Origin of the sequence: Bacteroides sp. MSK.20.12, from assembly GCF_019052435.1 — a bacterium.
GTDB lineage: Bacteria > Bacteroidota > Bacteroidia > Bacteroidales > Bacteroidaceae > Bacteroides > Bacteroides xylanisolvens.
Genome location: NZ_JAHQVH010000006.1, coordinates 147,348 through 160,540, shown reverse-complemented (window position 1 = coordinate 160,540; position 13,193 = coordinate 147,348). Strand labels below are relative to the sequence as shown.

At 40.5% G+C, this 13,193-nt stretch carries 11 protein-coding genes and 1 pseudogene; 6 read left to right on the top strand and 6 right to left on the bottom strand.

The genetic code is table 11. From position 1 onward, the window contains the following. Positions 1-33 precede the first annotated feature (33 nt). Together KTR06_RS05450 and dinD are read left to right on the top strand one after the other, a co-directional pair. Positions 34-672: an HU family DNA-binding protein gene (locus KTR06_RS05450; protein WP_151935166.1), complete on the top strand. Its 639-nt coding sequence runs from the start codon at positions 34-36 to the stop codon at positions 670-672. Positions 673-700: 28 nt separating this feature from the next. Further along, positions 701-1,489: pseudogene (gene dinD / locus KTR06_RS05445) on the top strand (DNA damage-inducible protein D). A gap of 128 nt (positions 1,490-1,617) precedes the next feature. On the opposite strand, the gene KTR06_RS05440 reads toward dinD, so the two are convergent. Next, positions 1,618-2,580, bottom strand: a complete 963-nt coding sequence (locus KTR06_RS05440; protein ID WP_217290031.1) for a glycoside hydrolase family 18 protein — start codon at positions 2,578-2,580, stop codon at positions 1,618-1,620. A gap of 273 nt (positions 2,581-2,853) precedes the next feature. On the opposite strand from KTR06_RS05440, the gene KTR06_RS05435 reads away from it, so the two are divergent. The 4 genes from KTR06_RS05435 (at position 2,854) to KTR06_RS05420 (ending at position 7,448) form a co-directional block, all read left to right on the top strand. Next, on the top strand, positions 2,854-3,723 hold the full coding sequence (locus tag KTR06_RS05435) for an AraC family transcriptional regulator (protein WP_055234468.1): 870 nt from the start codon (positions 2,854-2,856) through the stop codon (positions 3,721-3,723). A 211-nt stretch (positions 3,724-3,934) separates the two neighbouring features. Next, on the top strand, positions 3,935-4,639 hold the full coding sequence (locus KTR06_RS05430; RefSeq protein ID WP_004298481.1) for a succinate dehydrogenase/fumarate reductase cytochrome b subunit: 705 nt from the start codon (positions 3,935-3,937) through the stop codon (positions 4,637-4,639). A gap of 37 nt (positions 4,640-4,676) precedes the next feature. Continuing rightward, positions 4,677-6,656: a fumarate reductase/succinate dehydrogenase flavoprotein subunit gene (locus KTR06_RS05425; protein ID WP_004298483.1), complete on the top strand. Its 1,980-nt coding sequence runs from the start codon at positions 4,677-4,679 to the stop codon at positions 6,654-6,656. Positions 6,657-6,692: 36 nt separating this feature from the next. Then, complete coding sequence (locus tag KTR06_RS05420; protein WP_004298485.1) at positions 6,693-7,448, top strand: succinate dehydrogenase/fumarate reductase iron-sulfur subunit; 756 nt, start codon at positions 6,693-6,695, stop codon at positions 7,446-7,448. Between the two features lie 624 nt (positions 7,449-8,072). Here KTR06_RS05420 and KTR06_RS05415 read toward each other — a convergent pair. The 5 genes from KTR06_RS05415 to KTR06_RS05395 form a co-directional block, all read right to left on the bottom strand. Continuing rightward, positions 8,073-8,912 (bottom strand): AraC family transcriptional regulator, encoded by an 840-nt coding sequence (locus tag KTR06_RS05415; protein ID WP_004322970.1) that lies wholly within the window; start codon positions 8,910-8,912, stop codon positions 8,073-8,075. A gap of 221 nt (positions 8,913-9,133) precedes the next feature. Next, the gene (locus KTR06_RS05410) at positions 9,134-10,108 is read right to left on the bottom strand and encodes a fimbrillin family protein (RefSeq protein WP_004302658.1); all 975 of its coding nucleotides are present in this window, start codon (positions 10,106-10,108) and stop codon (positions 9,134-9,136) included. A 54-nt stretch (positions 10,109-10,162) separates the two neighbouring features. Continuing rightward, positions 10,163-11,164 (bottom strand): DUF5119 domain-containing protein, encoded by a 1,002-nt coding sequence (locus KTR06_RS05405; RefSeq protein ID WP_243636460.1) that lies wholly within the window; start codon positions 11,162-11,164, stop codon positions 10,163-10,165. A gap of 9 nt (positions 11,165-11,173) precedes the next feature. After that, positions 11,174-12,451, bottom strand: coding sequence for a DUF3575 domain-containing protein (locus KTR06_RS05400; protein ID WP_120067766.1), 1,278 nt, complete (start codon positions 12,449-12,451; stop codon positions 11,174-11,176). Between the two features lie 396 nt (positions 12,452-12,847). Continuing rightward, a complete protein-coding gene (locus tag KTR06_RS05395) occupies positions 12,848-13,141 on the bottom strand; it encodes a nucleotidyltransferase family protein (RefSeq protein ID WP_004298496.1) in 294 nt (97 codons plus the stop codon). Between the last annotated feature and the right edge of the window lie 52 nt (positions 13,142-13,193).

Sequence of the window (13,193 nt, the reverse complement as noted above, 5' to 3'; positions counted from 1 at the left end):
GTAGTAATGTATAAGGCAAAAAACAAATAAATAATGGCAATACAATTTGAATTGTACAAGACTCCCCGTCCCAAGGATGAGGAAGACAAAGAAGTGTATCACGCACGTGTAGTCAACTTCCAACACATTGACACAGACTATTTGGCAAAAGAAATCCAGATAGCAACTTCTCTAACTGAAGGGGATGTAAAGTCAGTTCTCGAATCCCTAAGTCATTTTATGGGGGATCGTCTTCGGGAAGGACAAAGCGTCCATCTGGATGGCATCGGTTATTTCCAGATAAAGCTGAATAGTCAAGAACCTATCACTTCGCCCAAACTAAAAGCGAATCAGATAAAACTCAAAGCCAATATCAGCTTTAAAGCGGACGTCAAACTGAAAAGGTCAGTCAGTGTTGTTCATGTGGAGCGAAGTAAACTGAAACCCCATTCGGCTGTCCTTTCAAATGACGAGATAGACAAATTGCTGACAAACTACTTCAAGAGCAACCCTGTATTAACTCGTCGCGACTTTCAAGGATTGTGCGGCTTTGCCCCTACCACTGCCGCACGGCAAATCAAACGGCTGAAAGAGGAGGAGAAGAAGTTGAAGAATATCAATACTTATTATAATCCGATTTACATACCGATGCCGGGATATTATGGCAAGGCGGAGATAAAGACAGATGAATAAAATGGAACCAACATAATACAGAAATAAAATGAAATCAGAAGAAATAAAAGAGCTATTTAAGCAGTTTGAGAGCATTGTTTGCGAATACAACAAAGTGGAATGTTGGAGTGCGAGAGAACTTTATCCATTGTTAGGATATTCTCAATGGCGTAACTTCCTGTCTATCATATAGAAAGCAAAAGATACATGTAAAAATGCCGGAGAAAATATTGCATACCATTTTGCTGACGTCAGCAAAATGGTTATATTAGGTTCAGGCGCTGAAAGAGAAGTAGATAACATCTTTCTGACCCGTTATGCCTGCTATCTGGTAGCACAAAATGGAGATTCTCGAAAGCAAGAAATTGCCTTTGCTCAAAACTACTTTGCAATACAAACGCGCCGTGCAGAATTAGTAGAGCAACGTTTAATAGAATATGAACGTGTCCAAGCACGTACCAAACTAGCCGAGACAGAGAAACTTCTCTCGGGTGTTTTATATGAAAGAGGAGTTGACAATCAAGGATTCGCCATTATACGTTCCAAAGGAGATAAAGCACTGTTTCACATGGACACCAAAATGCTAAAACGTAAACTTGACGTACCTGATAGTCGACCATTGGCTGATTTTCTTCCGACCATCAGCATAAAAGCCAAAGACTTTGCCGCAGAAATGACCTCTGTGAATGTTCAGCAAAAAGACCTATACGGACAAACTGCCATTGAAAATGAACATGTTGACAATAATGTCGCAGTCAGAGATATGCTTGTTGGTAGAGGCATATTTCCTGAACAAATTCCTGCAAATGAAGATATTGCGGCAGGGGTATTTCTCTAAAGAAAAACGTTTTAACACATTCTTTATAAATCTGATTTATAATAAAGGAGGGGAGGAACCTATTAAAACAGAGCCTGTTAGGCAGCATCTATAAAAAGGATTTACAAGCAGCAGTCGTGCAAACTAAGTCATTCCCTCAATTCTTCAGTCATTGTTTTTAGTAATGACCTGCTGTCACTTAACGGCAAATCCGTAGCTAAATCCCAACTCATCATACCTTTCAGCTTCTGTTCCTTTGCATAACGGGTTTTGATACGAATGTTATCCTGACCGTCAAACACATAAGTATCTCCTTGATAGATCACTTCATTCTGTGCAGGACTCGTAACCAATCCATTCTGTACAAAATTGAAATAAGCCTCTGTCTTCTTTGAATTATCTTTGGTCACCCCATAAAAAGGAACTCCTGCCACCAGTTTTTCCTTCGGAATACCATACTCCAATACCATCTGTATATCCGAACAATATTTCTCTATCGGAAAGCGAACCGGTGAAGGACCATAGCACTGAAGTGAAATAAAATCAACAGCTTCAATAGCTTCCTTACTAATCTTATAACAAACAGGATGCAGAGATACACTGAAAAGATACTTGTCTCCCAACACTTCCCGCATCTTCAGGATAGCCAAACTATAATCCTCATACTCTTTCTCATTCTCTGCCCACTCAAAATCAAGATCAATGCCATCCAGTTTATTCTTTTCCAGTACAGTCTTTATGTTCTTTGCAAACGTCGTACGAGCGGCCTCATCGGCCACCATCGCTTTCCATTCGCCACTGGAAGCTCCTAAACGTATTTTCACTTTTGTACCTTTTACTTTTGCACGAACCGATTTAAGCAAACCTTCCCAAGTGGTCACCCCTTTTCCCTGAAATACACGTGGATTCTCAAATGACAATGATCCGTCTTTATTAGGATGAACATTCAAGAAAATAAGGTCGTCACTTGCCCGCAAGCTTTCTGTAGAAATACGACCACGGTTGTAAAAATTACCCCGCACATAAGAACTGACCATATAGTCTTGTTGTGCAAACAATGATAATCCAACAAACACAAAAAGGAAGAATACAATTTTTCTTAGCATTAGCATAATGATTGATAATTAAAACGTTTAGATCGCAAAAATACGCATATCAAAAGCAAACAGATGTTCAAAAACAACTATAATACTTCCAAAAATCAACATAAAGTTTTCTATTCAGAAATTTACAACAGATAAATATTGAATTCTCTAACATCATCCAAAGGGATAAGAATAATATTTGCAGGTTTCTACTAAAACATAAATAAAAGAAAGAGTTCCATTTTCCGCAAAAAAAGCCTATCTTTGTTCCGTTAAGATAATAAATCACGCATAAAACTCATGCCAGGAGATTCATTTTGCATACAATATACCAACTGTACGGGATGTCCAAAAAATGTTGAGAATATCCTTGTATATAGAAACTTACCTAAAGGAGAGCATATCCCCAAGGATAAGTGTACGCAGAATTGTATGCTTTTTATGATAAAGGGCGAATTACTTATCAATAGCGAAGAGCATCCTGGAATAACGTTACGCGAGAGACAAATTGTTTTGCAAGCTATTGGCTCCAAGGTCGAAATACTGGCACTGACAGATGTTGAATATGTTGTCTACTGGTTCAACGAACTGCCTTTGCTTTGCGAAGACCGATATAAGGAAATGATGGAACAGGCGGAAGCTCCTTTGACCTACACTCCACTGATTATGAGTGAAAGGCTTTACCACCTTGTCACCAGTATGCCCGAATTCCTCGCTGAGGAAAACCCTTGCAGCAAGTATATCGACTTAAAATGCAAAGAACTGGTTTTCTTGATTACTAACTTCTATCCGCTGCCCCAACTGGGTTCATTCTTCTATCCGATCAGCACTTATACGGAAAGTTTCCACTATTTCGTCATGCAGAATTACAGCAAGGTGAAGAACGTGGAAGAATTTGCGCATCTGGGAGGATATACGACCACTACTTTCCGCCGACTATTCAAAAACCTCTATGGTGTGCCCGTATACGAATGGATACTGGAAAAGAAACGGGAAGGAATCCTGGAAGACCTACAGCACACCAAAATGCGAATCACTGAAATCTGTAACAGATACGGATTCGACTCTCTGTCTCATTTCGCACACTTCTGTAAAGACTCTTTTGGCGATACCCCACGCGCTCTACGCAAAAAAGCAGCCGGCGGTGAGAAAATCGGGAAAGTACAATAAACAGCCTCATCCTACTAATGTGCCAATCAGTTGCACCATGCGTACATACTGGCTGGCATATTGACACATTGGCGCATTGATCCATTATTAAAGAATTATTTCTTTAATTCCTTGCTCAATCAATCTATTTCCCCTATTTTTGCAGTCCGTAAGAGGTGTAAAACGTCGAAATTTTAGTTCTAACAATTAAATAATTTAAATTCAATCATTTATGTGGTTAAGTAATTCATCTGTAGGAAGGAAAGTGGTGATGAGCGTTACCGGTATCGCCCTTGTCCTGTTTCTAACATTTCACATGGCGATGAACTTGGTTGCAATCATCTCGGCTGATGGTTACAACATGATTTGTGAGTTCCTGGGAGCAAACTGGTATGCGTTAGTGGCTACCGCAGGACTAGCCGCTCTTTTTGTGATTCACATCATCTACGCATTCTGGCTGACAATGCAGAATCGCAAAGCGCGTGGTAGCGAACGCTATGCAGTGGTTGACAAACCAAAAACTGTAGAATGGGCATCTCAAAACATGTTGGTGCTGGGTCTGATCGTTATCGTAGGTCTTGGTTTGCACCTCTTCAACTTCTGGGCAAAAATGCAGTTGCCGGAACTGATGCACAACATGGGCATGCACGCTGATACACTGACGCTGGCTTATGCCGCTAACGGTGCTTATCACATCCAGCAGACTTTCTCTAGCCCGGTTTACGTAGTTCTTTACCTCGTTTGGCTGTTTGCTTTGTGGTTCCACCTGACTCACGGTTTCTGGAGCTCTATGCAATCACTGGGATGGAACAACAAAGTATGGATCAATCGTTGGAAATGTATTTCTAACATCTATTCTACGATTGTTGTACTCGGTTTCGCACTGGTAGTAGTGGTATTCTTCGTGAAAACACTGATTTGTGGCGGTGCTTGCTAAATAGTAAATTGTAAATGATTAAATTGTAAATAATATTATGATCAAAATAGATTCAAAAATTCCAGAAGGCCCGGTGGCTGAGAAATGGACCAACTATAAAGCTCACCAGAAATTGGTGAACCCCGCTAATAAACGTCGTTTGGACATCATCGTTGTGGGTACAGGTCTGGCAGGTGCTTCTGCCGCTGCTTCACTTGGTGAAATGGGTTTCAGAGTATTCAATTTCTGTATTCAGGATTCTCCCCGTCGTGCACACTCTATCGCTGCACAGGGTGGTATCAATGCTGCAAAGAATTATCAAAATGACGGTGACTCCGTTTACCGTCTGTTCTACGATACTGTAAAAGGTGGCGACTATCGTGCCCGTGAAGCAAACGTATATCGTCTGGCTGAAGTGTCTAACGCTATCATCGACCAATGTGTAGCGCAAGGTGTTCCTTTCGCTCGCGAATATGGCGGTACACTGGACAACCGTTCTTTCGGTGGCGCACAGGTATCCCGTACTTTCTACGCTAAAGGCCAGACTGGTCAGCAATTGCTGCTGGGTGCTTACTCTGCATTGAGCCGTCAGGTAAACGTAGGTACTGTTAAACTGTATACCCGCTACGAAATGCAGGATGTTGTCATCGTTGACGGACGTGCCCGCGGTATCATCGCAAAAAATCTTGTAACAGGCGAATTGGAACGTTTCGCTGCTCACGCTGTAGTAATCGCTACCGGTGGTTATGGTAACGCTTACTTCCTGTCTACTAACGCTATGGGTTGTAACTGTACAGCTGCTATCTCTTGCTACCGCAAGGGTGCTGTATTCGCAAATCCTGCATACGTTCAGATTCACCCGACTTGTATTCCGGTACATGGCGACAAGCAGTCTAAGCTGACTTTGATGTCTGAATCTCTCCGTAACGACGGTCGTATCTGGGTTCCGAAGAAGAAAGAAGATGCTGTAAAACTCCAGAAAGGCGAAATCAAAGGAAGTGATATTCCGGAAGAAGACCGCGACTATTACTTGGAACGCCGCTATCCGGCATTCGGTAACCTGGTTCCGCGTGACGTTGCCAGCCGTGCCGCTAAAGAACGTTGCGACGCTGGTTTCGGTGTAAACAACACAGGTTTGGCCGTATTCCTCGACTTCTCTGAAGCTATCAACCGTTTGGGTATCGACGTTGTTCTTCAACGTTATGGTAACCTCTTCGATATGTACGAAGAAATCACTGACGTTAATCCGGGCGAACTGGCTAAAGAAATCAGTGGTGTGAAATATTATAACCCGATGATGATTTATCCGGCTATCCACTATACAATGGGTGGTATCTGGGTAGACTACGAACTGCAAACCACTATCAAGGGTCTGTTCGCTATCGGTGAATGTAACTTCTCCGACCATGGTGCAAACCGCCTCGGTGCTTCTGCATTGATGCAAGGTTTGGCTGACGGTTACTTCGTATTGCCTTACACTATCCAGAACTATCTGGCAGACCAGATCACTGTTCCTCGTTTCTCTACCGATCTTCCTGAATTCGCTGAAGCTGAAAAAGCTGTTCAAGCTAAGATCGACAAGTTCATGAGCATCCAGGGTAAAGAATCTGTTGATTCTATCCACAAGAAACTGGGTCATGTCATGTGGGAATATGTAGGTATGGGACGTACGGCAGAAGGCCTGAAGAAAGGTATCGCCGAACTGAAAGAAATCCGCAAGGAATTCGAAACGAACTTGTTTATCCCCGGTTCTAAGGAAGGTATGAACGTAGAGCTTGACAAAGCAATCCGTCTGTACGACTTCATCACTATGGGTGAGCTTGTTGCTTACGACGCATTGAACCGTAACGAAAGTTGTGGTGGTCACTTCCGTGAAGAATACCAGACTGAAGAAGGAGAAGCAAAACGTGATGACGAAAACTTCTTCTATGTAGCATGCTGGGAATATCAAGGTGACGATGAAAAGGCTCCGGTATTGCACAAAGAACCGCTGGTATACGAAGCTATCAAGGTTCAGACCCGTAACTACAAGAGCTAATCGGTGAAGTTAAACATTTAAAAGAATTAGAAGAAAATGGATAAAAATATATCATTTACACTGAAGGTATGGCGCCAAGCTGGTCCGAAAGCTAAAGGTGCTTTTGAAACCTACCAAATGAAAGATATCCCCGGTGATACTTCCTTCCTCGAAATGCTGGATATTCTGAACGAACAGCTCATCAGCGAAAGAAAAGAACCGGTAGTATTCGATCATGACTGCCGCGAAGGTATCTGCGGTATGTGTTCTCTTTACATCAACGGACACCCGCACGGTCCTGCAACAGGTGCTACTACTTGCCAAATCTATATGCGTCGTTTCAACGACGGTGACACCATCACTGTTGAACCTTGGCGTTCGGCTGGTTTCCCTGTCATCAAAGACTTGATGGTAGACCGTACTGCATACGACAAGATTATGCAAGCTGGTGGTTATGTAAGCGTACGCACAGGTGCTCCGCAGGATGCTAACGCTATCCTGATCGCGAAACCTATCGCTGACGAAGCTATGGATGCTGCTTCTTGTATCGGTTGCGGTGCTTGTGTAGCTGCATGTAAGAATGGTTCTGCTATGTTGTTCGTTTCTGCAAAAGTCAGCCAGTTGAACTTGCTGCCGCAAGGTAAACCGGAAGCTTTGCGTCGTGCAAAAGCTATGTTGTCAAAGATGGACGAACTGGGATTCGGAAACTGTACAAACACTCGTGCTTGTGAAGCTGAATGTCCGAAGAATATTTCTATCAGCAACATCGCTCGCTTGAACCGCGACTTCATCATCGCAAAATTAAAAGACTAGAAATTGCTAGATTTCAATAGCGAGAGCTTAATTTGATTAATGACAGAATCCCCTGCCGGCTAGTCCGACAGGGGATTTCTTTATATATGAGTAGATCACAATTATTATTAATACAGATCAGTAACATGAACTTTTAATTCATAAGTTTCACCGATTTCACCTTATAGCCAAAACTGTTATGAATGAGAGAATTACGGGTGAAAGCGAGGATTGAAATAAGGTAAAATCATTCGTTACCGCTTTCACCTGTCTTATTAAAATATCCCTTGAGCTAAAACAATTATCATTATAGCTAATCCGGATATGCTTATAGCAAATCCGCTTTCAGGTATTAATGAGTGAACTGTGCGGATGTAATACTTTGGCCGCCAAGTCTTAACACCTTAGTTCTCATGTGTTAATACTTGAGTTGTTGCATCTATATATCTAGCATCTTGGAGCTATATATCCAACACCTTGGAGCTATAGCTCCAACAGTCGGTATGAATAAACTCAATAGGTGAAACCAAGAAGGTTCAGTTTCACCTGAATTTCTCCCTTGCTTTCACCCGCTGTTACCTTATTCATCGGCATTTAGAGAATTGGGTGAAACCGGTGAACCGCAATTATCTTACATAGTTGCATTTATGAAATGTCTTGCCTACGTAAATTACGTGGAGAGGCACCAAAAGATTTCTTGCAGAAATTAGAAAAATGGGGTAAAGATTCAAAACCATATTTATAGCATATCTCCGAGATGCTACATTTAGAGTTGTTCAAGTCGTCCAGAATGCCCTCTTTACGTCTCGCCAGCATCCATTCATAAACAGGTTCATGAAAGACGTTATTGAAGATACGACGGAATGTACTAAGAGTATATCCACCCAATTGTGCCAGTTCTTCCACTGTCTTTACTTTCTTATAGTTTTGAATAACGAAGTATTGGAAACTGTTTACATATTTAGAGAGTGGATGCACCAAGCTCGAAAGATCATAATCGGAATAATAGTATCCCAATACAAACGCCAATTCTTTTCGTTTCAGAGATAGCAAATCCCGACAGACTTTATCTCCTTTCAAATAAGTGATAGACCCATTGAGGAAATATTGCAGTTCTGGAATTATTTTTAATGGAGTATAAATAAGTGGAGGAGATACTTCCTTCATGATATGATTGAAACGGAAATCACAAAACAGTTCGGGCTGGATAAAACGATAATAAATACACTCACATTCAGTCATAGCAAGCATCTCAAACATAGAACCAATAGCCTGAAGGATAAATTCACCTTCCTTAAGCATTGTCCCCGCATATTCCTTACTATTGACCAGTATTTCTCCCTTCATCAAAAAAAGGATAAGATTTTCTTCACACTTTTGAGCCGGTTTATGAAAACCACGCTGATAAATCACATGAGTAATGGCATTACTCACCGCTTTTGGACATATTTGACAATCCCAGGTTCCTTGACAAATAGATGGCATACGCTGACTGTGTTTGTTTTTGTTTATGCTGCCAGCAAAAATATATGAAATCTTTCATATTGCCATAAAAAAAGGAAGAAAAGTGAAAATAAACCTTTTACTATCACGAACCAATTATAAGACAACCCATATTATATACAAAAGCAGCACAAAGTGAATACTTCATGCTGCTTTTTATTAATATAATTATTTAACTCTATATGAAAGAACTGTATCTATATTTACTTAAGATCATCCGGTTGAGGCTCCTTATCAGCCCAACCATTGTTTACAACCTCACCTGAAATATTCATGATCTTACCAGGGGTTAAAGCAATAGTGAAAACAATTCTTTGACTCACTTCCCACTGGTCAGTCGGTACATTTACTTCTTTAGGAGCATTATTATACACAATATTCGTTGTCTTATCAGTAGCAGTATATGTAACCTCTATTTTTGCACTATTTGGAGCTTGAGGAATCAACATCAGCACTTTATCATTACCTGTCAATTCGACAGCATCTGCACCATCACCGACAAATGTTGCAGCAGAACTTACCATATCAATCGTATAATCTTTCGTTCCAGTTGTAGACTCCCATGTATTCGTTCCCCATTTATATGTTCCAACATTGTTAATCCCTTTCAGAACTAATTTTGTAACAGTGTAATTAACATTTGAATCACTCCCTTTCAACTTAAATGCAATCTGGGTCAGAGCATGTTTAAATCCTAAAGAAATACCATCCACATTAGTAGTTCCATTACCAGTCTTATCAGCAACCAAAAAATCTGATTGACTAGCAATATCATCATTAACTGTATAAACGATTGTAGGATATCCTTTAGAACTTTCTGGAGCAGTATAAGTAGTCCCTGTTTCTGCTACAGGGCTATATCCAAAGAAAGTTACATTACCTTCGGATGGCCAGTAAAACTTATTACTATCTTTCTCTGACCATTTTTTGTCTTCTGACTTATTAAAAATTCCTTCAACAAGAGTTTTACTTTCAGTCTCAGTAGTAAATCCACCTGTATGCGCATAGCCATACACTTTAAACTGCTTAAAATTATCAGTAATCATAGCAGTTGCTCTTGTAACAGCAGCTGTACTAAAATTAATTTCGGCTTTCTGTGAAGGGGAGTCAAACTCTTCATTCTGTGAGCAACCCGTAATTGCCAAAGCAGCTGTAACTGCCAATAAAATCTTCTTCATAACTGTATTTTTTAAAGTTTATAATATTGTTATATTTTGTTTATAGCATCTATTTCAATTCACGGGTAACTCAACATTATCTTCGGGTCCCCATCCATCAACATTGCCGCCCATTCCTCCACCTCCATCAGGATTCGGTGGTGTTTCCGGCTTATCAACCTCAATCTTATCATCAGGCGGTAACTCAATCTCCGGTGGTGGGGTTGGTTTTCCATCTTCCCCTGTTCCAGCATTTTCAAGTGTACCTATTATTTCAGTAACATCAATTGTTGCTTCCTGAACTGTATTATCTGTTTTGATAAATTTCAATATTAATATTATAGCATCTTTCTCACTAGAAGTTTCTCTCTCTGATGTTGACATTCGCGTCGGCATTGTCATTTCCTTTACTTGTTTGAAAGCGGTGAAAGATGCCGTTACCTTATTGTCTCCCTTCCTTACCTCAAAGTAGATAGGTTGTGAGCTACATACTCCACGACCTTTGCCTATACAGTAACAATCGGATAATCCATCAATGCTTCCTACCACTGTTGCAACATACTCCAAGCCTCTAGCCTCTACTACAAAAGAATATTTCTTCACCACAGATTCCAACTTCCAGTCTAAGCGAAGCACTTCTTCACTCTTCTCTATTTTCAACTCATCTATATTCAACACATACAATGAATCCGGTGACCAAACCATCTTTTCCGTTCCTGCAATCCCTAAACCGTTGCAGTTTCCCGTGTAGGCTTCTATCGTTTCATAGGACTCTTCACCCCTGATTCGTATAGATTCCGTGTTATAGTTGTAGACTACTACCGAATACCGTCCCGGAGGAACTTTCATTTCTCCGCCTCGTACCGAAAGGTACTTATCTACTTTCCTGCCATCTCCGTTCTTCGGATAAAAAATCACCCGAACTCCCTCCGGCAGTTGATCTGTCACTCCATCCCAATCCAGCTTTATATCTACCCCACTTACGGGATAATCATCCAATATATCGCGACGGCTACATCCAGTTAGCATCAGCAGCGAGGACAAAAGCACAAGAAACCCGTATCTTGTATTTCGCATTACGCCCTCCTATCTCTTTGTTGTTATCAACCATACCAAAGAAACTTTCGCCTTGGTAGGACCAATAAAGTTATAACGTCCACTATTTGTCCATACAATATCTCCCTCATAAGGAGTATATTTTTTATATTCTGTTGTCAAATACCCTATGCCAAGACTGAATTCAAGGGAAAAATGCCGTGCCAACTGCCGTGCATATCCATAAGTCACTCCCGCAGCTCCGTAATACTTACCTTGATAGCCATCTCCACGCAGCTGGAAGTCATATATCCCGCCTTCAGCATAAAGTCCGATAAAATGTCCGGTCAATCGGTCACGCTTCTGACGGTTTCCCAGCCAACAACGTCCTTCCATCCCTCCCGAAAGGAGCTGATAGCAGAAATCATGTTTGCTATTCAGCCACCACGGACATTTATATTCAGTATTCAAAGACCACCTCTTGCCCATCGGAATTTCCACTTCTATATTTGGCGCCAATGCCAAATCATATAACAGATTATTCTTCACTGCAAGTACAGTTTGGCTTTTCACCGGCCCTTCTGCCTCCGATATATCGACCTCACAGGCCTGTTTTTTTTCACTTTCTCCCACAGGCTTATCAGGTTGATCTTTCGGAAGCGCCTCTTCCTGCTTTGAAACAAACAACCCGGAGACAGAAGATACCGGTTCAAAAGCCTCTTTACCTAATTTCGAAGTTTCTCCGACAATCGTAATAACCGATCTCCGCAGTTCTGGAAAGATATTGTGAACAATGTATCGGTAAGCAATTCCCCGATTCAATTTTCGCAACAGTTGCTTCCGTTTATTGACATCATTCTTATGATAATCAATCAATATCAGCACTTCTTCCCGATCTGGTAAGTTAGAGTCGGATGCCACCAACTTACGAAACTCCGACCAATCCTCTCCCCCTGAAAAAAAATGAATCTTATCAACACTAACATCCGAATTATACCGTTGTAAGAATTCCTTTATCGAATCATTTCTCCGAGCAGCCAAACTTCTATTATAAGATTCATCACCATCAGGAGAAACAAAAGTTTCCACATTCAGCGCTGTTATATATTTCGTATTTAAATTTCCGAGAAGCAAAGAATCTAAAATTATAATTACCTGATTATTATTCTTATAACTAAGATCCACTTTCGCTTCATTCGCATCAAAATATATCACTGCCCGCCGGATTGTATCATTCGCAACAGCGAAAAATGGAATCGAAGCATACCCACTTTCTGGAAGGCTTAATAAAGCCATAAGAATAGTCAATATATAGATACCATGTTTCATTGTCGTTCGTTTCTGATAACAAATATAGAAGTTAGAAAACAAATCGAATCATACTTTTAGAACAAAAACAAAGGCATGAAAGGTTCTGTGAAACGATTGAAACTATTTTGCAAGTTTTGAGAGTTTAAGGTCAATAATAAACAGAAAAAGGAAGTTCTGACAAGCGGCTTTTCCACATACACATGGATGCCAAGCTTCATCGCCTCTATACAAATCGGGAAACAACTATGATCGGGAGTCGCCAGGAATTTTCTACGAGATATTTTATCCCCACCCAAAAATCTCATTAAAGAAATCATGTATCAAAGTAGGTTTATGAATAGATCACATTTCTATAAGGAGTTTACAAAGCGGATGGGAGTGGTACCTAAAGACTACCGTTTTGCATAATAAAAATTAGATATAGATTGCATCTTTCTCTATATGATTGCGAAATAAACTACGCATAATTGCGGTTAAAGACACGACATCCACTTTTGCATTAAAACGCTCTTCTAATGACTCTTTTATTTCCATTCGAGTAAAATAATCCGGATCTTGAAGCTTTACACAAATATCAATATCACTATCCTCTTTCTGCTCACCACGAGCCACAGAACCAAAAAGTCCCAACTTTTCAATTCCATATCTCTCCCCAAATTCTTCCTTAAAATTCCGGAGAATAGCGATTATTTCATCTTTTGTTTTCAATTGACACTATTGTTATAATGCAAATATTAAAATTTATATTGGAATTAGCAGA

Bases quoted from the DNA above. Each gene is read 5' to 3' on its own strand.
- KTR06_RS05420 (WP_004298485.1), top strand. From the start codon at position 6,693: ATGGATAAAAATATATCATTTACACTGAAGGTATGGCGCCAAGCTGGT.
- KTR06_RS05430 (WP_004298481.1), top strand. From the start codon at position 3,935: ATGTGGTTAAGTAATTCATCTGTAGGAAGGAAAGTGGTGATGAGCGTT.
- KTR06_RS05400 (WP_120067766.1), bottom strand. From the start codon at position 12,451: ATGAAACATGGTATCTATATATTGACTATTCTTATGGCTTTATTAAGC.
- KTR06_RS05410 (WP_004302658.1), bottom strand. From the start codon at position 10,108: ATGAAGAAGATTTTATTGGCAGTTACAGCTGCTTTGGCAATTACGGGT.
- KTR06_RS05425 (WP_004298483.1), top strand. From the start codon at position 4,677: ATGATCAAAATAGATTCAAAAATTCCAGAAGGCCCGGTGGCTGAGAAA.
- KTR06_RS05440 (WP_217290031.1), bottom strand. From the start codon at position 2,580: ATGCTAATGCTAAGAAAAATTGTATTCTTCCTTTTTGTGTTTGTTGGA.
- KTR06_RS05415 (WP_004322970.1), bottom strand. From the start codon at position 8,912: ATGCCATCTATTTGTCAAGGAACCTGGGATTGTCAAATATGTCCAAAA.
- KTR06_RS05450 (WP_151935166.1), top strand. From the start codon at position 34: ATGGCAATACAATTTGAATTGTACAAGACTCCCCGTCCCAAGGATGAG.
- KTR06_RS05435 (WP_055234468.1), top strand. From the start codon at position 2,854: ATGCCAGGAGATTCATTTTGCATACAATATACCAACTGTACGGGATGT.
- KTR06_RS05405 (WP_243636460.1), bottom strand. From the start codon at position 11,164: ATGCGAAATACAAGATACGGGTTTCTTGTGCTTTTGTCCTCGCTGCTG.